The 21,443-nt window shown below is 55.8% G+C and carries 18 protein-coding genes; 7 read left to right on the top strand and 11 right to left on the bottom strand.

What is annotated here, in order from left to right; translation table 11 throughout:
* Nucleotide 1: 1 nt before the first annotated feature.
* On the bottom strand, nucleotides 2–613 hold the full coding sequence (gene coaE / locus EBC_RS05305; protein WP_013200770.1) for a dephospho-CoA kinase: 612 nt from the start codon (nucleotides 611–613) through the stop codon (nucleotides 2–4).
* 236 nt (nucleotides 614–849) lie between these two features.
* On the opposite strand from coaE, the gene EBC_RS05310 reads away from it, so the two are divergent.
* Nucleotides 850–1,890 carry a GMP reductase gene (locus EBC_RS05310; RefSeq protein ID WP_013200771.1) on the top strand — a complete coding sequence of 347 codons (1,041 nt, stop codon included), beginning with the start codon at nucleotides 850–852 and terminating at the stop codon, nucleotides 1,888–1,890.
* Nucleotides 1,891–2,032: 142 nt separating this feature from the next.
* Here EBC_RS05310 and hofC read toward each other — a convergent pair whose 3' ends face one another.
* The 7 genes from hofC to EBC_RS05345 all read right to left on the bottom strand — a co-directional run bounded on the left by hofC (nucleotide 2,033) and on the right by EBC_RS05345 (nucleotide 8,123).
* Nucleotides 2,033–3,232 (bottom strand): protein transport protein HofC, encoded by a 1,200-nt coding sequence (gene hofC / locus EBC_RS05315; protein WP_013200772.1) that lies wholly within the window; start codon nucleotides 3,230–3,232, stop codon nucleotides 2,033–2,035.
* Nucleotides 3,225–4,619 (bottom strand): type II secretion system protein GspE, encoded by a 1,395-nt coding sequence (gene gspE, locus EBC_RS05320; protein WP_157868051.1) that lies wholly within the window; start codon nucleotides 4,617–4,619, stop codon nucleotides 3,225–3,227. Before gspE ends, hofC begins: the two co-directional genes overlap by 8 nt.
* Nucleotides 4,619–5,071 (bottom strand): prepilin peptidase-dependent pilin, encoded by a 453-nt coding sequence (gene ppdD, locus EBC_RS05325; protein WP_013200774.1) that lies wholly within the window; start codon nucleotides 5,069–5,071, stop codon nucleotides 4,619–4,621. The genes gspE and ppdD overlap by 1 nt, the downstream gene beginning before the upstream one ends.
* Before the next feature lie 208 nt (nucleotides 5,072–5,279).
* On the bottom strand, nucleotides 5,280–6,170 hold the full coding sequence (gene nadC, locus EBC_RS05330) for a carboxylating nicotinate-nucleotide diphosphorylase (RefSeq protein WP_013200775.1): 891 nt from the start codon (nucleotides 6,168–6,170) through the stop codon (nucleotides 5,280–5,282).
* Between the two features lie 93 nt (nucleotides 6,171–6,263).
* Nucleotides 6,264–6,926 (bottom strand): anti-sigma factor, encoded by a 663-nt coding sequence (locus tag EBC_RS05335; RefSeq protein WP_013200776.1) that lies wholly within the window; start codon nucleotides 6,924–6,926, stop codon nucleotides 6,264–6,266.
* A complete protein-coding gene (locus EBC_RS05340; protein WP_041691905.1) occupies nucleotides 6,923–7,492 on the bottom strand; it encodes an RNA polymerase sigma factor in 570 nt (189 codons plus the stop codon). The genes EBC_RS05335 and EBC_RS05340 overlap by 4 nt, the downstream gene beginning before the upstream one ends.
* 70 nt (nucleotides 7,493–7,562) lie before the next feature.
* Complete coding sequence (locus EBC_RS05345; protein WP_013200777.1) at nucleotides 7,563–8,123, bottom strand: fasciclin domain-containing protein; 561 nt, start codon at nucleotides 8,121–8,123, stop codon at nucleotides 7,563–7,565.
* Nucleotides 8,124–8,311: 188 nt separating this feature from the next.
* Here EBC_RS05345 and ampD point away from each other — a divergent pair, with 188 nt between their 5' ends.
* Nucleotides 8,312–8,878: a 1,6-anhydro-N-acetylmuramyl-L-alanine amidase AmpD gene (ampD, locus tag EBC_RS05350; protein WP_013200778.1), complete on the top strand. Its 567-nt coding sequence runs from the start codon at nucleotides 8,312–8,314 to the stop codon at nucleotides 8,876–8,878.
* Nucleotides 8,879–8,883: 5 nt separating this feature from the next.
* The gene (gene ampE, locus EBC_RS05355) at nucleotides 8,884–9,738 is read left to right on the top strand and encodes a beta-lactamase regulator AmpE (protein ID WP_013200779.1); all 855 of its coding nucleotides are present in this window, start codon (nucleotides 8,884–8,886) and stop codon (nucleotides 9,736–9,738) included.
* Here the strand turns inward: ampE and EBC_RS05360 are convergent.
* The 3 genes from EBC_RS05360 to aroP form a co-directional block, all read right to left on the bottom strand.
* Nucleotides 9,712–10,689, bottom strand: a complete 978-nt coding sequence (locus EBC_RS05360; RefSeq protein ID WP_041691906.1) for a glycoside hydrolase family 43 protein — start codon at nucleotides 10,687–10,689, stop codon at nucleotides 9,712–9,714. The two genes, ampE and EBC_RS05360, sit on opposite strands and share 27 nt — an antisense overlap.
* Nucleotides 10,689–12,095 (bottom strand): glycoside-pentoside-hexuronide (GPH):cation symporter, encoded by a 1,407-nt coding sequence (locus EBC_RS05365; RefSeq protein WP_013200780.1) that lies wholly within the window; start codon nucleotides 12,093–12,095, stop codon nucleotides 10,689–10,691. The genes EBC_RS05360 and EBC_RS05365 overlap by 1 nt, the downstream gene beginning before the upstream one ends.
* Nucleotides 12,096–12,316: 221 nt before the next feature.
* Nucleotides 12,317–13,672, bottom strand: a complete 1,356-nt coding sequence (gene aroP, locus EBC_RS05370) for an aromatic amino acid transporter AroP (protein WP_013200781.1) — start codon at nucleotides 13,670–13,672, stop codon at nucleotides 12,317–12,319.
* 505 nt (nucleotides 13,673–14,177) lie between these two features.
* Here aroP and pdhR point away from each other — a divergent pair.
* From pdhR to lpdA, 4 genes are all read left to right on the top strand, one after another.
* Nucleotides 14,178–14,942, top strand: a complete 765-nt coding sequence (gene pdhR, locus EBC_RS05375; protein ID WP_013200782.1) for a pyruvate dehydrogenase complex transcriptional repressor PdhR — start codon at nucleotides 14,178–14,180, stop codon at nucleotides 14,940–14,942.
* Between the two features lie 143 nt (nucleotides 14,943–15,085).
* Nucleotides 15,086–17,749, top strand: coding sequence for a pyruvate dehydrogenase (acetyl-transferring), homodimeric type (aceE, locus tag EBC_RS05380; RefSeq protein WP_013200783.1), 2,664 nt, complete (start codon nucleotides 15,086–15,088; stop codon nucleotides 17,747–17,749).
* 13 nt (nucleotides 17,750–17,762) lie between these two features.
* The gene (aceF, locus tag EBC_RS05385; protein ID WP_013200784.1) at nucleotides 17,763–19,667 is read left to right on the top strand and encodes a pyruvate dehydrogenase complex dihydrolipoyllysine-residue acetyltransferase; all 1,905 of its coding nucleotides are present in this window, start codon (nucleotides 17,763–17,765) and stop codon (nucleotides 19,665–19,667) included.
* 183 nt (nucleotides 19,668–19,850) lie between these two features.
* Complete coding sequence (lpdA, locus tag EBC_RS05390) at nucleotides 19,851–21,275, top strand: dihydrolipoyl dehydrogenase (protein WP_013200785.1); 1,425 nt, start codon at nucleotides 19,851–19,853, stop codon at nucleotides 21,273–21,275.
* Nucleotides 21,276–21,443 lie beyond the last annotated feature (168 nt).

Here is a 21,443-nt window from a genome sequence, read left to right on the forward strand (position 1 = left end):
GTTAATCCTGGTCAATGGCCCCGGCCAGCTGGCGATATTGCTGGTCAAGCAGGGCAACGCGCGCGGTCACCGACTCGGGTGACCCGCCGTTATCAATAATGTCGTCTGCTACCGCAAGGCGCTGTTCGCGCGATACCTGGGCAGCCAGAATATGTTCCGCCTGTTCGCGGCTGATACCATCCCTGGCGATGGTGCGTCTTAACTGGGTCTCACGATCCACGTCGACGACCAGCACCCGGTTCGCCAGATGCTGAAGATTATTTTCAACCAGGAGCGGCACGACCCACAAACACCAAACGGAGTGAGTTAGCGCGAGCTGGCGGCGTGTTTCTGCCTGAATAAGGGGATGGAGCAGGGCGTTGAGCCAGGTTTTATCCTCCCCCGAGGTGAAAATGCGCTGACGCAGCGCTTTACGATCGAGGCTGCCATCACTTTGCATCACGTCTGCGCCAAATCGCTGGCGGATCGCGGCAAGCGCTGGCTGGCCTGGCTCGACGACCTGACGGGCAATCACATCAGCATCGACGATATCCACACCTCTGTCGGCAAAGGCGTTGGCAATGGTGGTTTTTCCGCTGCCGATGCCACCGGTCAGCGCAACAGTATAGCGCATAAGCCTCTTCTCTCCTGGCTCTGAGTGTGGGCAGTCGGTATCGCGGAGGATTAACAAGGCGGCTACTGGCTTAAAAATGAGGCACCGGTCACACGAGCGGATAGCAGATAAATTTATGAGATTGTAGCGTAAATAAACCTGCTTTCGCAGTCTTGTCCGCGCGATTTTAGCGCGTATGATAGCGTCACTGGAGCTGGCAATTGCTGACTTTCGCGCCATCAACCAGGAAATCTATCATGCGTATTGAAGAAGATATTAAATTAGGCTTTAAAGATGTCCTTATCCGGCCAAAGCGTTCCACGCTGAAAAGCCGCTCTCAGGTAGAACTTACCCGTCAATTTACCTTCAAACATTCCGGTGTTGCCTGGTCAGGTGTGCCGATCATTGCTGCCAATATGGATACCGTGGGCACCTTTACCATGGCCGAAGCGCTGGCGTCCTTTGATATGCTCACCGCGGTGCATAAACATTATAGTGTTGAGCAATGGCAGCAGTTCGTCTCCCGTGTGCCTGAAAATGTGCTGAAGCATGTGATGGTCTCTACCGGCACTTCCGATGCCGACTTCATCAAGATGAAGCAGATTCTGGCGCTTTCGCCACTGCTGAATTTCATCTGTATCGATGTGGCTAACGGCTACTCCGAACATTTCGTAGAGTTCCTGCAGCGCGCCCGTGAAGCCTGTCCGGGCAAAACCATCTGTGCGGGCAATGTGGTGACCGGGGAAATGGTTGAAGAACTGATCCTCTCTGGCGCAGACATTGTCAAAGTGGGCATTGGTCCGGGTTCAGTTTGCACCACCCGGGTTAAAACGGGCGTGGGCTATCCGCAGCTTTCTGCGGTGATTGAGTGTGCCGATGCGGCGCATGGCCTCGGCGGGCAAATTGTCAGCGATGGCGGCTGTTCTATGCCAGGCGATGTGGCAAAAGCGTTCGGCGGCGGGGCTGATTTTGTGATGCTGGGCGGTATGCTGGCAGCCCATGAAGAGTGCGAGGGCACGCTGGTGGAAGAAGAGGGCGAAGCGTTTATGCTGTTCTACGGCATGAGCTCCGAATCTGCGATGAAGCGCCATGTTGGCGGCGTGGCGGGTTATCGCGCAGCGGAAGGTAAAACCGTTAAGATCCCCTTCCGTGGCCCGGTCGACAACACCGTGCGCGATATCCTTGGCGGCCTGCGTTCAGCCTGTACCTATGTCGGTGCTGAGCATCTGAAAGAGCTGACCAAGCGCACCACCTTTATTCGGGTTAACGAGCAGGAAAACCGCGTATTTAACCGCTAGCCTGTTCGCGTTACCTTCGCGGACAACCGGCAACCGGCAACCGGCAACCGGCGCCAGGCAACTGGCAACGCGCCACCGCCATTGTCCGCTTAACGGCGCGCTAATCCAGCCAGCTAACATCCATGGCAGGCTGGATTTACCTTTATCCCAACGCATCCCCCAGATTGAAGATGGGCAGATACATAGCAATGACCAACGCGCCCACCAGCACCCCGGTAATCACCATCATCATCGGTTCCAGCGCGGCGGCCAGATTGTCTGCCAGCTCATGCGTCATATCTTCATGTAATTCTCCCAGCCGTACCAGCATGCTGTCCAGTGAGCCAGACTCTTCACCCACTTTTATCAGCTGATAACACACCGGGCTGAAAAGCGGATGTTGCTTCAGGGCCTGGTAAAGCGGATAGCCAGTGGCAATGTGCTGTTGAAGCTGCTGGATCGCTTCACGCCACAGCAATGAGGTCAGCGTTTTCTCCACCGCCTGCAAGCTTTGTAGCAGTGTCAGCCCGGCCTGCTGCGTCAGTGCCAGCGTCATAAATATCCGGCTTAACAGCCCGCCCTGATACAGCTTGCCCGTTAGCGGTAAGGCTAACAGCCAGCGCTGCTCCCTCTTTTGCCATTCCGGGGAGCGTTTGGTCTGCCAGCGCCAGCTGAAGGCCAGAACCGTCAGACCTACCAGCAACTGAAAACCGTAATGCTGTAACCCCCCTGAAAGCGCGATGACGCCCGCAGTGAACGCCGGTAGCGGCGCATTGAAAGCCTGATAGACAGACATAAATTCCGGCAGCACAAACACCAGCATGCCAATGCTGACCAACAGAGCCAGCGACAGGATAAACAAAGGGTAGCGTAGCGCTTTCGTCACCTTCTTTTGCAGTTGCTGCTGGCGCTCCTGCTGACAGGCCAGTTGCAGACAGCACTCATCGATCCTGCCGGTTAACTCGCCAACGTACATCAATGCCGGAAACAGCGGTGGGAAGACCTGCGGCCACAGCGCCAGCGCGTCAGAAAAGGGCATGCCTTCCGCCACGTTGTTTTCCAGCTGCCTGAACAATGCCTGCCAACCGGGATGAGGATGCTCTTCCGCCAGCAGATTCAGACTGGCAGACAGGGTCAGACCGGCCTTCAACAGCGTCGCCAGCTGACGAAAGAAGGCAATTTTCTGCGCCCATTGCCACTCACGCGCCCGGTAGCGTTTAGCGGCAGAGAGCGACAGTGGCATTAGCCCGTCAGCCAGCAGGCGATCCATCACCTCCTGCTGGCTTTGGCAAAACAGGGCACCTTCAACCAACCTGCCGCTTTGATCCATCGCCTGCCAGCGAAACAGGTAAGGTTCAGCCATCATTGTTGCCGACGATCCTGTTCAGTTCCTCAAGGGTAGTGTCGCCACGATTGACGCAATGCAGTCCTTCGATAAACAGCGAGTTTCTTCCATGCTGGCGGGCAATCATTTCAAGCTGCTCTGCCGTGCTGTTAGCGGCAATCGCATTTTGCAGCCGCGCGGTGATCGGCAGCATCTCGAACAGTGCCAGCCTGCCATAAAAGCCCGAGTAGCAACGCTCACAACCCGGTGCCTGCCAGTTTTGCACGGTGCCGGGCCAGATAGCGGGCGGGAAGTGGGCGACAGCCTCGCTTTTCTGCCGGCAGTGCGGGCAAAGACGACGCACCAGCCGCTGGGCGACAATCAGCTTTAGGGCTGAAGCGAGCAGGTAACCTGGAATGCCAATCTGTCCAAGGCGGGTTAAGGTTTCCAGAGTGGAGTTGGTATGCAGTGTCGACAGCACCAGGTGACCGGTTTGCGCAGCCTTCACCGCCGTTTCTGCCGTTTCCCGATCGCGGATCTCGCCCAGCATAATCACGTCCGGATCCTGGCGCAGCAGGGCGCGTAGCACCAGGTTGAAGTCCAGCCCGGCTTTCGGGTGGATCTGGGTCTGGTTTATCCCGGCCAGCGGGATCTCAATCGGGTCTTCGACGCTGCATAAATTACGCTGTGGCGTGTTCAGCGAATTTAAGCCGCTATAAAGCGTGAACGTTTTCCCGCTGCCCGTCGGTCCCGTCACCAGAATCAAACCCTGCGGTCGCGCCAGTGCCTGGCAATAAATCTTAAGCAGGGCAGGCGGCATGCCTAACTTATCCAGCGCCACCGCCTGCGGCTCGCTTTGCAGCAGCCTGATAACGGCCTTTTCGCCAAACTGTGTGGGCAACGTCGAGAGGCGGAACGACGCCGGGTTACCGTTCAGCTCAACGGTAAACTGGCCATCCTGGGGCGTCCGGCGTTCGGTAATGTCCAGACTGGCCAATATTTTCAGCCGTGCCAGCAAGGCTGCGGCGTTATCCTGTTCATTGCCGGAGAGGGTTTGCAGCACGCCATCGACACGTAAGCGGACCCTTAACGAACCGGCCTGCGGTTCAAGATGAATATCCGACGCGCGCCGCTGCACGGCCAGCAGTAACAGTTGCTGGATTTTATCTGGCGCGCCGCGATCGGTTGCGGCGGTGGGTTGCTGAGAAGGGGCGTTTTTCTGCTGCTGTCGAAACTGCTCAAGGCGTGCCTCCGGCCAGCATTCAATGTCCAGCGCACAGTGGGTGGCAAAACGCAGGGATGCGAGCAGCTCCTCTTCCGGCAGGGTCGCCATCGCCAGCTGCAACCGCTCGGCGGTAAAACTGACGATCACCGCGTGATGGCGTTGGCAAAGTGCTTCTACGGCACGTTGGGTAGATTCGAGGATCATTCTGACACCCCGCTGCTATCGTCATCGAAGCGGAAGACATTCTCACAGGCTTCTTTCAGGCTTGCCTGGGCGCTGCTGCAACTGCGTTGCCAGCTGATTTGACCTTGCGCCGCATCCCAGTCAGGTCGCATGGCGACCCGCAGATCGCTGAGGCTCTCCTGTCCGGTCAGTGAAATCACCCCGGCATTAATGCCCACCGCCGCGACATACCGCGATCCTTTGCCGTTGGGGATACCGTTACTTCCCTCACTGCAATTGCCAAACCCGCCATGCTCAATGGCACAGAGATCGACGGCAGTTTTATAGGGAAGCGCGGTTTGCAGCATATCGGTGAGCGCCGCTTTTTGCAGATAGCCCTGATACGCCGGCAAGCCAATGGCACTTAAAATCGCGATGATGGCAATAACGATCATCAGCTCGATCAGAGTAAATCCTTGCTGCTGTTTCATGCCAAACCTCCTTGTGATTAAGAGGCTGCACGATAACGCCGCAAAAATCAGGCTGCCATGGCGAAAGCCGGCAATGCCGGGGCGGGCCGAAAGAAGTTTTAACCGGTTGCAGTATTCAGTGCACGGGCTGGAAGGAGGATCGCATAACGAAAGCTGAACGTAAAAACGCCATCGCAAAGACGATGGCGTGGGGGCACAATGCCCAGGCTTATTTGAAGCGCATTGAAAGATCTAACGCACGGACGTGTTTGGTCAACGCCCCGACCGAGATGTAGTCGACGCCGGTTTCCGCAAAGATCCGCAGCGTTTCATCGGTGACATTGCCGGAGACCTCAAGCAGCGCGTTGCCGTCGGTTTGCTTCACGGCTTCACGCATCTGCTCAACGGTGAAGTTATCCAGCATCACGATATCTGCACCGGCAGCCAGCGCCTGGGTCAACTCGTCCAAAGACTCGACTTCGACTTCAACCGGGACATCCGGATGCAGCCAGAAGGCTTTTTCCACGGCATCGCGAATCGAACCGGTGGCAATAATATGATTCTCTTTAATCAGGAACGCGTCAGAAAGCCCCAGGCGATGGTTAGCGCCGCCGCCACAGAGCACCGCATATTTCAGGGCCGTTCTCAGGCCCGGCAGGGTTTTCCGGGTATCCAGCAGCTGGGTGCGGGTTCCTTCAAGGATCGCCACATAGCGGCTGACTTCCGTCGCCACGCCAGACAGCGTCTGCACAAAATTCAGCGCCGTGCGTTCTGCCGTAAGGATCAATGCAGAAGGGCCGGTGATTTCGAACAACGGTTGATCGGCGGCGATTGCATCACCGTCCTCAACATGCCAGAGGATCTGGGTTTTATTGCCGAGTTGGATAAACACTTCCTCCACCCAACGCTTGCCGCAAAAAATACCCGCTTCGCGAGTAATAACAACGGCATGCGAGGTTGCTTCGGCAGGTAACAGGCTGGCGGTGATATCTTTGCAGGGGTCAATTTCGCCTCCCAGATCTTCACGCAGGGCCTGAGCAACACTTGGGGGAATATCATCCTCAACACGTTCCAGCAATGCCGTGCGGCGGCTGTCCGGATCGTAGCGGCGGGTAGTCATGATCGAACTCCGAAAGGTCGGATAGAGAGTTCGACCATGCTAGCCTGTTTAGCGGAAGCTTGCCAGCAAGCCGCGATGCCGCAATTGCCACCGTCAGATTGACGAAACCTTGCCGCTAAACACCACCGGACCCGTGGGTTGGCCGGTGGGTGAACCGCCCTGCGGCTCAAGGCTGATGGCCAGCAGCGGCAGGTCGCTGAGTCGGTTGCTGTTCAAGGCGATGCGCGTGATGCGCGTGGGATCAACCAGCCCCAATGACTGCGGCTTTTGTCCCGGCGGGATCAGCCACAGTTCCAGGCTTTGCTTCGCGGGCAGCGCGCTGGCATTAATTGCCTGCAGCGTCAGCTCGCTCCGGGCCTGATTCAGCGCAACCACCCAGGAACCCTGCTGGCTCCCGCTGCTGTTCAGCACGGCAACGGCCTGCAAAGAGGCGGGTTGTTGATTGATGTTGACGATCAGCGCGCCGGCGAAGGACGCGGCCAGCGCCCAGCCGAGGTAATGCCAGCGGAATGGCATCCGCGCGCGTTTTTCGGCTGGCAGGTCACGCAGGATTTTTTGCCAGACGTCGGCAGAAGGGACAACGGGTTGCACCGCGTGGTCCATATGGCCGAGCATTGTCTGCCAGCGGCTGACCTCTTCCTGCAGTGCGGGCTCCTGTTGCAACCGGCGTTCGAACTGCTGGCGCGCGGGGCCGCGTAAGGTGCCGAGGGCATATTCTGCAGCGAGGGCCGAATCGTATTGGCTTGTTGTTTTCATATTCCCACACACTCTTTCAAATGGGCCAATGCGCGACGGATCCAGCTTTTAACGGTGCCAGCCGGTTGCTGCAGGTGCTCAGAAATTTCGCTGTGCGACAGGCCCTGATAATAGGCCAGCATCACACTTTGTCGTTGTTCTCCCGGAAGATGATCCAGGCAGTCCGCTAATCTGCGGGCTTCAGAGGTCGAGGGTAAACCGTCCGCAAAGGTGCAGGAGAGTCCCTCAGTGTAATCTTCGTTCAGCGTGTCGATATCCAGCGTATCCAGCGGAGAGGCCTGGTTGCCCTTCAGCCGAAGATAATCAATGGCCCGATGGCGGATAAGCGTGGTCATCCAGGTCTTTGGTGCACTCAGCAGCGGATCATAGCTGGCGGCGCGCTGCCAGATGGCCAGCATCGTGTCATGCAGCACCTCTTCGGCCCAGCCGCGCCGCCGAAGCATGCGCAAGGCGATGGCGAAAAGATAAGGGGAAAGTTGGCGATAGAGCTGTTCAAACGCCCGCCTGTCACCCCGGCCGACCGCTTGCAGTAAAAGAACCTGACTGTCGATAACATCGTCTGTCATGAAGCTTCCTGTGAAAAAAAGGTGCAGAGGATCTGAGAAAACCTGCTGCACCTGGTATAACGCTTTTTTGTTATTTCGGCATCAGCACGGTATCAATTACGTCGATTACGCCGTTACTTTGATGAACATCGTAGGTGCTGATATTAGCGACATTTCCCTGACCATCTTTCAGCTGAATATTGTGCGGGCCGTTACTCATAATCCACAGCGGCTGACCGTTAACGGTTTTCAGCTCGGCATGGCCTTTACCCTGTTTAATCTTTTTCTCTAACATCTTCATGTCATAGTTGCCCGCAACCACGTGATAGGTCAGCACGCTGGTCAGCATGGCTTTATTTTCCGGCTTCAGCAGGTTGTCGACGGTACCCGCAGGCAGTTTGGCAAACGCGGCATTGGTCGGTGCGAAGACCGTGAACGGGCCTTTGCTCTGCAGGGTATCGACCAGGCCAGCCGCTTTAACTGCCGCCACCAGCGTGGTGTGATCTTTGGAATTCACCGCATTTTCAACGATGTTTTTTGACGGGAACATCGCAGAGCCGCCGACCATAACGTTGTTGCTCATCGAGTCAGCCATGGCGACACCGCTGAACAGTAATGATGCGCAAAGCGCCGTGCGAACGATTGTTTTCATGATGTGTTCCATTGAGAGTCAGAGAAGGCACATTTGCCTTACAAAGCTATCTACGGCTGGGGACGCGAACTGGATGCAGGAAAAACAAAATAATTTTCATCGGCCGGATTTGGCGCTTATCAGAAGTTTGGTTATCCAAAAATGATTCATGCTACTCTGATGAAATCGTTATAAAAGGAGAGCAGGGCATGCAGTTGCACGAGGGTTGGATCCACGGAGTGAAGCGGGTTCACTCGCCGCATTTCAATGAGCGTCCGGATAATGAAACGCCGTCGCTGTTGGTGATCCACAATATCAGCCTGCCTCCCGGTGAGTTTGGCGGTCCGTGGATCGATGCGTTATTCACCGGGACCTTAGATCCCCACGCCCATCCCTATTTTGCCGATATCGCCCAGCTGCGGGTTTCCGCGCACTGCCTGATCCGCCGCGATGGTGAAATCGTGCAGTACGTTCCTTTCCACCTTCGCGCATGGCACGCTGGCGTATCGACCTATCAGGGCCGTGAAGCCTGCAATGACTTTTCCATTGGCATCGAACTCGAAGGGACGGACAGCCTGCCCTACACCGATGCGCAGTATCAGGCGCTGGAAGAACTCACCGCGCTGCTTATCGCTCATTATCCCGGAATAGCCGAGCACATCACCGGGCACAGTGATATTGCGCCGGTACGAAAAACCGATCCGGGTCCGGCTTTTGACTGGACAAGATTTTGGGACGCGCTGGGCAGCCGCCCGGACGCCCCAGTACAGGAGTAACAGGCATGACGCTTTTTAGTTTGTTGTTGGTTCTGGGCTGGGAACGCCTGTTCAAAATGGGCGAGCACTGGCAGCTGGACCATCACCTGGCGCCGCTGTTTCGCAAGAAGCACCGGTTTTCGCTGGTGCGTACGCTATCGATGATGCTGCTGGCGATGGCGGTGATGGTGGTTTGTCTGCTGGCGCTGAAAGGACTGTTTTTCGGCGTGCTGCAACTGCTGTTCTGGATTGCGGTTGGGCTGCTGTGCATCGGTGCCGGGTCTGTTCGCCTGCATTATCATACCTATCTGAAAGCGGCGAGCCATAACGACACCGATGCGCATCAGGCGATGGCGGAAGAGTTGACGCTTATCCACGGTATTCCGGTCGATTGCGACGAACGGGAATACCTGTGCGAACTGCAAAACGCGCTGATGTGGATTAACTTCCGCTACTATCTGGCGCCGCTGTTCTGGTTTGTGGTTGGCGGCCCCTGGGGACCGGTATTGCTGGTGGGATACGCTTTCCTGCGTGCGTGGCAGTCGTGGCTGGCGCGTCATCATTCACCGCTGGAGCGCTCACAGTCGGGCGTGGATGCGATCCTGCATATTGTTGACTGGCTGCCGGTCAGGTTAGTGGGCGTGGCGTATGCGCTGCTGGGCCATGGCGAGCGCGCGCTGCCCGCCTGGTTTGCTTCCCTTGGCGACCGCCACACCTCGCAATATCAGGTGCTGACGCGGCTGGCCCAGTTCTCTCTGGCGCGCGATCCGCACACCGATAAGGTCGAAACCCCTCGCGTCGCCGTAGCGCTGGCGAAGAAGGTTTCGTGGGTGATGGTGGTGGTGGTCGCGCTGTTAACCATTTACGGCACGCTGGTCTGACGACGAATCTGCGGGAGGCGTGCCAAATTCCGGCATCCCCTGCGCATTCCAGCAAAAGGTTTTGATCCGCGTATGACGATTAGGGTCATACAGCGGATCGCCCTCAATTTCGGTGTAATTCCGCGCATGATAGACCAGCACATCCTCTCCCTTCTCTGAAACCGTAAAGCTGTTATGACCGGGCCCAAACTGGCGGTGCTGCGTATTGGTAGTAAAGACCGGTTGCGCCGATTTATGCCAGTTAGCACTGTCCAGCGGATCCGCATCTGCTTCAATCCACAGTAAGCCCATGCAGTAGTTTTCGTCGGTTGCGCTGGCGGAATAGCTGACAAACAGACGATTGCCATGGCGGATTGCGGCGGGGCCTTCGTTGACGCTAAACCCCCGGCATTCCCAGTCAAATTCGGGCCGGCTGATCATCACCGGCTCACCTTTTATCGCCCACGGCGTGGCAAGCTCCGCCAGATAGAGGTTGGAGTTACCGGCGATGGCCGGATCTTTCTGCGCCCACAAATACCAGTTCTTCCCCTGATGCACAAAGTGCGTGGCATCCAGCGCAAAGCTGTCGATCGGAGTGACAATCTGCCCGCATTCACGCCACGTGCCGGTGAGGGGATTATCGTCCGTACAGGCCAGCGCAAACATTCGGTGCTGGAACAGGCCGTCTTTGATCGCCTGGGTGGGCGCCGCGGCAAAGTAGATGACCCAGATACCGTCGATTCTGTGCAGTTCGGGTGCCCAGATCAGCTCGCTCATTTCGCCGCTGTCTGGTTTTCGCCAAACCACAACCGGCGAGGCCTCAGCCAGTGCGGCCAGCGTTTTAGCCTGGCGGATTTCCAGCCGGTCATATTCCGGGACGGAGGCGATAAAGTAGTAGCTGCCGCGATCGAACAGGATAAAAGGATCGGCGCGCTGCTCGATTAACGGGTTTTGCCAGAGTGAGGAAGTCATTATGTATTCACCGGTTTGGTTGGGGATTTACTGTCGTGATAGTCGTTCAATTCCTGGAAATTCTGCCGACGCTTCTCCAGGTCCTGCTGGATTTGCAGCATCATCGGACGATCCACTTTCAGTAGGCGAACCACGCCGGCGGTGATCAGATAGCCCACGCCAGGGATCACGGTAAACAGCAGCATAATACCGTTGATGGCACTCGGTGCCTGCGCTTTGGCGCCAGCGTCGTAGCCATAATAAGAGAGCAGGAAGCCCACCATGGCACCGGCGACCGCAAGTCCCACTTTCAGGAAGAACAGATTGCCGGAGAAGCTGATGCCGGTAATGCGTTTCCCGGTTTTCCATTCACCGTAGTCATCCACGTCGGCCATCAGCGACCAGTGCAGCGGCGAAGGGATCTGATGCAGGATATTCAGCACAAAGTACATCACCACCACCAGCACGGTAGCGTGAGGATCGAGGAAGTAGAAGCCGCTGGAGAAAATCGCCAGCACGATGTTGGTCCAGAAAAATACCTTCAGTTTGCACCAGCGGTCGGTCATCACCTTCGCCAGCGTACTGCCAATCATCATGCCAATGACGCCCAGGCTGATAAACAGCGTGGCGAAGTGCGTTGACTGGCCCATCACCCAGGTGACGTAGTACATGGTGGCCGCCATACGGATAAAGCCGGGGCAGACGTTGCAGAAGGTCAGCAGCAGGATGCGAACCCACTGGTCGTTTTTCCACACGGCCTTCAGGTCAGATTTCAGATCGTCATTGCTGGGCACCGCCGGGTGGATACGCTCGCGCACCGTGGCGAAACAGAACAGGAACATGCACAGGCCAATCAGCGCCAGCACGCTCATCGCCATTTGGTAACCGCGGGCTTTGTTTTCTCCGCCAAACCACTCCGCCATCGGCAGCAGGGAAAGGGAGAGGATCAGGGTGGCGATACCGACCATCACGAAGCGGTAAGACTGGCAGGAGACGCGTTCGCTCGGGTCATTGGTGATCACGCCGCCCAGCGAGCAATAGGGAATATTGATCGCCGTATAGGTCAGCGACATCAGGAAGTAGGTGACAAAGGCATAGATAACCTTGCTGTTATAGGTCCATTCTGGCGTGGTAAACATCAGTACGCTGAACAGCACATAGGGCAGGGAAATCCACAGCAGCCAGGGCCGGAAGCGGCCATATTTGCTCTGCGTTCTGTCGGCAATCGCGCCCATGATCGGGTCGGTCACCGCATCGATAACCCGTACCGACAACAGCAGCACGCCGACCAGCGCGGGCGCCAGACCAAACACGTCTGTGTAGAAATAATTAAGGAACAGCATGATGGCGCCGCCGATCATATTGCAGCCCGCATCGCCCATGCCGTAGCCAATCTTCTCTTTAATCGAAAGTGCAGTGCCCTTCATGGATTTTTCCCTTACTGGAATCATGAAGTGCAGTATTAATGGCTTAGGGGGGATTTGCGCTGGTGGAAAGCGTCGCAGAGATGGACAAAATCCCTGTCGGCGAGAAAGTGTGAGGTGGATAACATTTATGCTTTCAGGCGCGGAAGCCGACGATGAACAGTAAGCAGAACTGGTGAACGAGCGGAAGGAAAAGAAGAGGGCACGGGCGTGCCCTCTTGCTGTCAGGCTTTCTGAGACCGTGACTTGAGCAAATAACCCACGCCCAGAATGGCAATCCACACCGGGATCAACCAGACGGAGATCGCCATGCCTGGCGTCATCGCCATAATCACCAGAATACCGGCCAGGAACAGCAGGCAGATATAGTTACCCACGGGATACAGCAGCGCCTTAAAGCGGGTGACCACGCCCTGCTGATCTTTCTTACGGCGGAACTTCAGGTGCGCCAGGCTGATCATCGCCCAGTTAATCACCAGCGCCGACACCACCAGAGCCATCAGCAGACCGAAGGCCTCACCCGGCATCAGATAGTTGATCAGTACGCAGAAGGCGGTGGCGGCAGCAGAAACCGCGATGGCCATTACCGGCACGCCGCGCGAATCGACCTTCAGCAGCGCTTTCGGGCCGTTGCCCTGTTGCGCCAGGCCAAACAGCATGCGGCTGTTGCAGTACACGCAGCTGTTATACACCGACAGCGCCGCCGTCAGGATCACCACGTTCAGCGCATTCGCCACCAGGCTGTCGCCCAGCTCGTGGAAAATCATCACGAACGGGCTGGCACCGCCAATCACTTTGGTCCACGGATACAGCGACAGCAGTACGGTCAGTGAGCCGATATAGAAAATCAGGATGCGGTACAGCACCTGGTTGGTCGCTTTCGGGATGCTTTGCTCTGGGTTATCCGCTTCTGCTGCGGTGATGCCAACCAGCTCAAGGCCACCGAAGGAGAACATGATCACCGCCATCGCCATCACCAGGCCGGAGATGCCGTTCGGGAAGAAGCCGCCACGATCCCACAGGTTGGAGACGCGCGCTTCAGGCCCGGCATGGCCGCCGAACAGTAACCAGCAGCCGAACACAATCATCGCCACGACCGCAGCCACTTTAATGATCGAGAACCAGAACTCCATCTCACCGTACACTTTTACGTTGGTCAGGTTGATGGCATTGATCACCACGAAGAACACGGCGGCAGACACCCAGGTCGGAATATCCGGATACCAGTACTGGATGTATTTGCCGACGGCGGTCAGTTCCGCCATCGCCACCAGCACATACAGGATCCAGTAGTTCCACCCAGAGGCGAAACCGGCAAAATTGCCCCAGTACTTGTAGGCAAAGTGGCTGAAGGAACCGGCTACCGGCTCTTCGACCACCATTTCACCCAGCTGGCGCATAATCAGGAAGGCAATAAAGCCGCCGATCGCGTAGCCCAGCAGCACCGACGGGCCCGCCATGCGGATGGTATCGGCAATGCCGAGAAACAGGCCGGTACCCACGGCACCGCCCAACGCGATCAGCTGAATATGGCGGTTTTTCAATCCCCGCTTCAGCGTTTCGCCCTGTGTTTGTTCCATATAAACCTCATGATGTCGTTATTATTTTCAACAAAAGACGCGTCTTTGTCAGTCAGTTGTCACAGGTAACGTATTGAAAAATTTACAGTGCCAGAGACACTAAAAAGAGGCTCATGCTACCTTCGCGACAAGAATAGTGATAAGCGGGGGCTATTGCACTCGCTTTCGCTTTTTGTGCGGGAGAATGCCTAAAAATTCATCGCTTAATCACAATTCATGTTTCTGTCACAAACCCGACCAAAAGACGAATAACGTTGCCTTATGGCCGGTGGATTTTTACCCACTAAACGCTTGCCTTGTTTCAGAAAAGTTAAAAAATTTAACATTTGAAACACCCCGCTTTTCCACCCCATTTTCGGGACTCTTCCTCTATGGGAAAACGAGACGTGGGTCCTGTTTCAGTGGGTTGCCATATGGACATAAGGTGAATACTTTGTTAGTTTACGGGCACCTTTTTGCAATTGGTATTACCAATTAACTTCGGCAAATGGCAGAAGAAGGGATGATGGCCTACAGTAAAATCCGCCAACCAAAGCTATCCGATGCTATCGAGCAACAGCTCGAGTCCCTGATTATGGAAGGGACCCTGCGTCCGGGTGAAAAGCTGCTCCCGGAACGTGAGCTCGCAAAACAGTTTGATGTCTCCCGTCCTTCTCTGCGTGAAGCTATCCAACGTCTGGAAGCGAAAGGTTTACTGCTGCGTCGTCAGGGCGGTGGCACCTTTGTGCAAACCAGCCTGTGGCAAAGCCTGAGCGACCCGCTTGTTGAACTGCTGGCTGACCACCCGGAATCCCAGTTTGACCTGCTGGAAACGCGCCATGCACTGGAAGGGATCGCCGCGTATTACGCCGCGCTCCGGGGCACGGACGATGATTTTGAACGTATTCGCCACTGCCATGTGCAGATCCAGACCGCACAAGACAGCGGGGATCTGGACGCAGAAGCGGATGCGGTGATGCAGTATCAGATCGCTGTAACAGAAGCGGCCCATAATGTGGTGCTGCTGCATTTACTCCGCAGCATGGGGCCGATGCTGGAACAGAACGTCAGACAGAACTTCGAATTGCTCTACTCGCGCCGGGAAATGCTGGCAAAAGTAGGCGGTCACCGCGCCAGAATTTTTGAGGCGATTGTGGCACGCGAACCCGAAAAGGCGCGCGAAGCCTCACACCGTCACCTGGCGTTTATCGAGGAAATATTGCTGGACAGAAGTCGGGAGCAGAGTCGCAGAGAGCGCTCCTTACGACGATTACAGCAACGTAAGGACTAACGCGTAACCATAACGCGGAACTATGCCCTGCCACTGGCAAGGTATACACGACGAGCCTGTCTCACTGTGCCTGAAGGATTGCGGACACAGCGGGACAGGCTCCAGACAATTCAACGTATTAGACACAGATAAGGAATACCCCCATGTCAGAACGTTTACACAATGACGTGGATCCGATCGAAACTCGCGACTGGCTACAGGCGATCGAATCGGTCATCCGTGAAGAAGGTGTTGAGCGCGCACAGTTCCTGATCGACCAGGTAATGAGCGAAGCACGTAAAGGTGGCGTTAAAATCGCGGCAGGCGTGAATGCCCGCAACTACGTCAACTCTATTGCTGTTGAAGACGAGCCGGACTATCCGGGCAATACTTCTCTCGAACGTCGTATCCGTTCCGCAATTCGCTGGAACGCCATCATGACCGTTCTGCGTGCATCGAAGAAAGATCTGGACCTCGGTGGTCACATGTCCTCCTTCCAGTCTTCTGCGACCATCTATGAAGTGTGCTTTAACCACTTCTTCCGTGCGCGTAGCGAAAAAGACGGCGGCGATCTGGTGTACTTCCAGGGCCACATCTCTCCGGGCGTTTACGCACGTGCCTTCCTTGAAGGCCGCCTGACCGAAGAGCAGATGAACAACTTCCGCCAGGAAGTTGACGGGAAAGGCTTGTCCTCTTACCCGCACCCGAAACTGATGCCTGATTTCTGGCAGTTCCCGACCGTATCAATGGGTCTGGGCCCAATCGGCGCGATCTACCAGGCGAAATTCCTGAAGTACCTTGAGCACCGTGGTCTGAAAGACACCGCGGCGCAGACCGTTTACGCCTTCCTCGGCGACGGCGAGATGGATGAGCCAGAATCTAAAGGGGCGATCACCATCGCCACCCGTGAGAAGCTGGACAACCTGGTCTTCATCATCAACTGTAACCTGCAGCGTCTGGATGGCCCGGTCACCGGTAACGGCAAAATCATCAACGAACTGGACGGCATCTTTGCTGGCGCCGGTTGGGAAGTGATCAAAGTTATCTGGGGCGGACGTTGGGACGAACTGCTGCGTAAAGACACCACCGGTAAACTGGTTCAGCTGATGAACGAGACCGTGGACGGTGACTACCAGACCTTCAAATCCCGCGATGGCGCTTACGTGCGTGAGCACTTCTTCGGTCGTTACCCGGAGACCGCCGCGCTGGTTAAAGACATGTCTGACGACGAAATCTGGTCACTGAACCGTGGCGGTCACGATCCGAAGAAAGTCTTTGCTGCCCTGAAAAAAGCGCAGGATACCAAAGGGAAACCTGTGGTTATTCTGGCACATACCATCAAAGGCTATGGTATGGGTGAATCCGCTGAAGGCAAAAACATCGCTCACCAGGTGAAGAAAATGAACATGGATGGCGTGCGCTATATCCGTGATCGTTTCAACGTGCCTGTTGACGACAGCAACATCGAAAAACTGCCGTATGTCACCTTCGAGAAAGACTCTGAAGAGTACAAATACCTGCACGGTCAGCGTGAGAAACTGGGTGGCTACCTGCCAACCCGCCAGCCAAACTTCAGCGAGAAGCTGGAAATGCCTGCGCTGGAAGAGTTCTCCGCCTTGCTGGAAGAGCAGAACAAAGAAATTTCGACCACCATCGCCTTCGTGCGTGCCCTGAACGTGATGCTGAAGAACAAGTCGATCAAAGATCGTCTGGTTCCGATCCTCGCCGATGAAGCGCGTACCTTCGGGATGGAAGGTCTGTTCCGTCAGATCGGTATTTACAGCCCGAACGGTCAGCAGTACACCCCGCAGGACCGCGAGCAGGTTGCTTACTACAAAGAAGACGAGAAAGGTCAGATCCTGCAGGAAGGGATTAACGAACTGGGCGCAGGCGCGTCATGGCTGGCGGCGGCAACGTCTTACAGCACCAACAACCTGCCAATGATCCCGTTCTATATCTACTACTCAATGTTCGGTTTCCAGCGTATCGGTGACCTGTGCTGGGCTGCAGGCGATCAGCAGGCTCGTGGCTTCCTGGTTGGCGGTACCTCCGGCCGTACCACGCTGAACGGCGAAGGTCTGCAGCACGAAGATGGCCACAGCCATATTCAGTCTCTGACTATCCCTAACTGTATCTCTTACGATCCTTCATACGCTTACGAAGTGGCAGTCATCATGCATGACGGTCTGGTGCGTATGTACGGCGAAGCGCAAGAGAACGTCTACTACTACATCACTACGCTGAACGAAAACTACCACATGCCTGCGATGCCGCAGGGTGCGGAAGAGGGTATCCGTAAGGGTATCTACAAGCTGGAAACGGTAGAAGGCAACAAAGGTAAGGTACAGCTGCTGGGTTCAGGCTCTATCCTGCGTCACGTGCGTGAAGCTGCGCAGATCCTGGCGAAAGACTACGGCGTTGGCTCTGACGTTTACAGCGTCACCTCGTTCACCGAACTGGCCCGTGATGGTCAGGACTGCGAGCGCTGGAACATGCTGCACCCGACAGAAGAACCACGCGTGCCATACGTTGCGCAGATCATGCACGATGCACCGGCCGTGGCCTCAACCGACTACATGAAACTGTTCGCCGAGCAGATCCGTACCTTCATGCCAGCCAGCGATTACCGCGTACTGGGCACCGACGGTTTCGGTCGTTCTGACAGCCGTGAAAACCTGCGTCACCACTTTGAAGTGGATGCGTCTTACGTAGTGGTTGCGGCTCTGGGTGAACTGGCTAAACGCGGCGAAATCGAGAAGAAAGTGGTGGCGGAAGCGATCATCAAATTCAATATCGATGCCGATAAAGTCAACCCGCGTCTGGCATAAGAGGGAAAGATTAATGGCTATCGAAATTACCGTACCGGATATCGGTGCAGACGAAGTGGAAGTCACCGAGATTATGGTCAAGGTGGGCGACAAGGTTGAAGTTGAGCAGTCGCTGATCACCGTAGAGGGCGATAAAGCCTCTATGGAAGTCCCTTCCCCTCAGGCGGGCGTCGTGAAAGAGATCAAGGTTGCTACCGGTGACAAAATTGAAACCGGCAAGCTGATCATGATCTTCGAAGACGCGGAAGGTGCTGCGGCACCGGCCAAAGCCGAAGAGAAAAAAGAAGAAGCGAAACCGGCGGCAGCCGCTGCGCCTGCTCAGGCAGAAAGCAAAGAAGTCGCCGTGCCGGATATCGGTTCTGACGAAGTTGAAGTGACCGAAATCATGGTCAAAGTCGGTGACACGGTGGAAGCCGAGCAGTCGCTGATTACCGTTGAAGGCGACAAAGCCTCAATGGAAGTGCCTGCACCTTTCGCGGGTGTGGTGAAAGAGATCAAAATCAGTACCGGCGATAAAATCAGCACCGGCTCGCTGATCATGGTCTTCGAAACTGCCGGTTCAGGTTCAGGTTCGGCTCCGGCTGAAGCGAAGCCAGAAGTGAAAGAAGAAGCGGCAGCGGCACCCGCAGCAGCCAGCGGCGCGAAAGAAGTCGCCGTGCCGGATATCGGTGATGACGAAGTCGAAGTCACCGAAATCATGGTTAAAGTGGGCGATAAAGTGGCTGCCGAGCAGTCGCTGATCACCGTTGAAGGCGACAAAGCCTCGATGGAAGTCCCGGCACCGTTCGCGGGCACCGTGAAAGAGATCAAAATCAGCACCGGCGATAAAGTGAAAACCGGTTCGATGATCATGGTCTTCGAAGTGGAAGGCGCTGCGCCAGCGGCGGCTGCTCCGGCAGCGGCACCACAGCAGGCTGAACCGGCTAAGCAGGAAGCGAAAGCGGCTCCGGCACCGGCGAAAGCGGAATCCAAAGGTGAGTTCGCTGAGAACGATGCTTACGTTCACGCCACGCCGGTTATCCGTCGTCTGGCACGTGAGTTCGGCGTCAATCTGTCGAAAGTGAAAGGCACTGGCCGTAAAGGCCGCATTCTGAAAGAAGACGTGCAGTCTTACGTCAAAGATGCGGTTAAACGTGCCGAGTCTGCACCTGCAGCAGCGGCCGGTGGCGGTATGCCGGGCATGTTGCCATGGCCGAAAGTGGACTTCAGCAAGTTCGGTGAGATTGAAGAAGTCGAGCTGGGCCGCATCCAGAAAATTTCGGGTGCCAACCTGAGCCGTAACTGGATCGTGATCCCTCACGTTACCCAGCACGACAAGGCCGACATTACCGAAGTGGAAAACTTCCGTAAGCAGCAAAACGACGAAGCCGCGAAGAAGAAACTGGATCTGAAGATCACCCCACTGGTGTTCATCATGAAGGCCGTTGCTAAAGCGCTGGAAGAGTTCCCACGTTTCAACAGCTCGCTGTCTGAAGATGGACAGAAGCTGACGCTGAAGAAATACATCAACATCGGTGTGGCGGTTGATACGCCAAACGGTCTGGTGGTTCCGGTGTTCAAAGACGTCAACAAGAAAGGCATTGTTGAGCTGTCTAACGAACTGTCGGTAATTTCGAAGAAAGCGCGTGACGGTAAGCTGACGGCCGGCGATATGCAGGGCGGCTGCTTCACCATCTCCAGCCTTGGCGGCATCGGTGGCACGTCGTTCACCCCTATCGTCAATGCGCCGGAAGTGGCGATCCTCGGCGTGTCAAAATCGTCGATGGAGCCGGTCTGGAACGGTAAAGAATTCGTTCCTCGCCTGATGTTGCCACTGTCGCTTTCCTTCGATCACCGTGTGATCGATGGCGCAGCCGGTGCACGCTTCGCGGCTTACATCGCAACAGTCATGGCGGATATCCGCCGTCTGGTGATGTAAACCGTTAGAAGGCCGGCTTTTGCCGGCCTTCTCATAGCCGACTTTCGATGTGCTAAGTCGACAAGGTAGTTGAAAACGTTTCGTATCAAGCGGTTTGCAGTCTGTTAACAATTCTGTAAACTCTTGCGGTGTAAACGTACCGGTGGATGAATGAATATCCCAGCGGTTAACTAAGAGGTCATGATGAGTACAGAAATTAAAACTCAGGTCGTGGTACTTGGGGCAGGTCCTGCGGGCTACTCTGCAGCCTTCCGCGCAGCCGATTTAGGTCTGGAGACCGTCATCGTTGAGCGTTTCAGCACCCTGGGTGGGGTTTGTCTGAACGTGGGTTGTATCCCTTCCAAAGCGCTGCTGCACGTCGCGAAAGTGATTGAAGAAGCTAAAGCCCTGGAAGAGCATGGTATCGTGTTTGGTAAGCCACAAACCGACATCACCAAAATTCGTACCTGGAAAGAAAAAGTCATCAACCAGCTGACCGGTGGTCTGGCAGGGATGGCGAAAGGCCGCAAAGTGAAAGTGGTCACCGGTCTGGGTAAATTCACCGGCGCTAACACGCTGGTGGTTGAAGGCGAGAATGGTGCCACCACCATCAACTTCGACAACGCCATCATTGCTGCGGGCTCCCGTCCGATTCAGCTGCCATTCATCCCGCATGAAGATCCTCGTGTCTGGGACTCCACCGACGCCCTGGAACTGAAAGAAGTGCCTGAGCGCCTGCTGGTTATGGGTGGCGGTATCATCGGTCTGGAAATGGCGACCGTATATCACGCGCTGGGTTCACAGATTGACGTGGTTGAGATGTTTGACCAGGTTATCCCTGCGGCTGACAAAGACGTGGTGAAAGTCTTCACCAAGCGTATCAGCAAGCAGTTCAATCTGATGCTGGAAACCAAAGTGACCGCGGTTGAAGCGAAAGACGACGGTATCTACGTCACCATGGAAGGCAAAAAAGCGCCGGCCGAACCACAGCGTTACGACGCGGTTCTGGTGGCGATTGGCCGCGTACCTAACGGTAAAGGTCTGGATGCCGGTCAGGCGGGCGTGGAAGTGGACGACCGTGGCTTTATCCGTGTCGACAAGCAGATGCGTACCAACGTGCCGCACATCTACGCTATCGGCGACATCGTCGGTCAGCCGATGCTGGCGCACAAAGGCGTGCATGAAGGCCACGTGGCAGCCGAAGTGATCTCCGGTAAGAAACATTACTTCGACCCGAAAGTGATCCCATCGATTGCTTACACTGAGCCGGAAGTTGCCTGGGTCGGTCTGACCGAGAAAGAAGCGAAAGAGAAGGGCATCAGTTACGAAACTGCCACCTTCCCATGGGCGGCCTCCGGTCGTGCCATCGCCTCTGATTGTGCAGACGGTATGACCAAACTGATCTTCGACAAAGAAACTCACCGGGTGATCGGTGGTGCAATTGTCGGTACCAACGGCGGCGAGCTGCTGGGTGAAATCGGTCTGGCTATCGAGATGGGTTGTGATGCGGAAGATATCGCGCTGACCATCCATGCTCACCCAACGCTGCATGAATCCGTGGGTCTGGCTGCCGAGATGTTTGAAGGTAGCATCACTGACCTGCCAAACCCGAAAGCGAAGAAGAAGTAAGTCGCTACGTGGTTTACCAGACGGCTCCCAATGGGGGCCGTTTTTTTTTGCCCGATGAAAACGTCTGGTTATGGTAACGCGCGTTACGCCCATGAAATCGCGCTTCGCGGGGAATTAATGTTGCTTTTTTGTAAACAGATTAACATGCTAACGAAATCCTGCTATGCT

Origin of the sequence: Erwinia billingiae Eb661 (assembly GCF_000196615.1) — a bacterium.
In the GTDB taxonomy this organism is placed as follows: Bacteria; Pseudomonadota; Gammaproteobacteria; order Enterobacterales; family Enterobacteriaceae; genus Erwinia; species Erwinia billingiae.

Bases quoted from the DNA above. Each gene is read 5' to 3' on its own strand.
- coaE (WP_013200770.1), bottom strand. From the start codon at position 613: ATGCGCTATACTGTTGCGCTGACCGGTGGCATCGGCAGCGGAAAAACC.
- EBC_RS05310 (WP_013200771.1), top strand. From the start codon at position 850: ATGCGTATTGAAGAAGATATTAAATTAGGCTTTAAAGATGTCCTTATC.
- hofC (WP_013200772.1), bottom strand. From the start codon at position 3,232: ATGGCTGAACCTTACCTGTTTCGCTGGCAGGCGATGGATCAAAGCGGC.
- ppdD (WP_013200774.1), bottom strand. From the start codon at position 5,071: ATGAAACAGCAGCAAGGATTTACTCTGATCGAGCTGATGATCGTTATT.
- nadC (WP_013200775.1), bottom strand. From the start codon at position 6,170: ATGACTACCCGCCGCTACGATCCGGACAGCCGCCGCACGGCATTGCTG.
- EBC_RS05335 (WP_013200776.1), bottom strand. From the start codon at position 6,926: ATGAAAACAACAAGCCAATACGATTCGGCCCTCGCTGCAGAATATGCC.
- EBC_RS05340 (WP_041691905.1), bottom strand. From the start codon at position 7,492: ATGACAGACGATGTTATCGACAGTCAGGTTCTTTTACTGCAAGCGGTC.
- EBC_RS05345 (WP_013200777.1), bottom strand. From the start codon at position 8,123: ATGAAAACAATCGTTCGCACGGCGCTTTGCGCATCATTACTGTTCAGC.
- ampD (WP_013200778.1), top strand. From the start codon at position 8,312: ATGCAGTTGCACGAGGGTTGGATCCACGGAGTGAAGCGGGTTCACTCG.
- ampE (WP_013200779.1), top strand. From the start codon at position 8,884: ATGACGCTTTTTAGTTTGTTGTTGGTTCTGGGCTGGGAACGCCTGTTC.
- EBC_RS05360 (WP_041691906.1), bottom strand. From the start codon at position 10,689: ATGACTTCCTCACTCTGGCAAAACCCGTTAATCGAGCAGCGCGCCGAT.
- EBC_RS05365 (WP_013200780.1), bottom strand. From the start codon at position 12,095: ATGAAGGGCACTGCACTTTCGATTAAAGAGAAGATTGGCTACGGCATG.
- aroP (WP_013200781.1), bottom strand. From the start codon at position 13,672: ATGGAACAAACACAGGGCGAAACGCTGAAGCGGGGATTGAAAAACCGC.
- pdhR (WP_013200782.1), top strand. From the start codon at position 14,178: ATGGCCTACAGTAAAATCCGCCAACCAAAGCTATCCGATGCTATCGAG.
- aceE (WP_013200783.1), top strand. From the start codon at position 15,086: ATGTCAGAACGTTTACACAATGACGTGGATCCGATCGAAACTCGCGAC.
- aceF (WP_013200784.1), top strand. From the start codon at position 17,763: ATGGCTATCGAAATTACCGTACCGGATATCGGTGCAGACGAAGTGGAA.
- lpdA (WP_013200785.1), top strand. From the start codon at position 19,851: ATGAGTACAGAAATTAAAACTCAGGTCGTGGTACTTGGGGCAGGTCCT.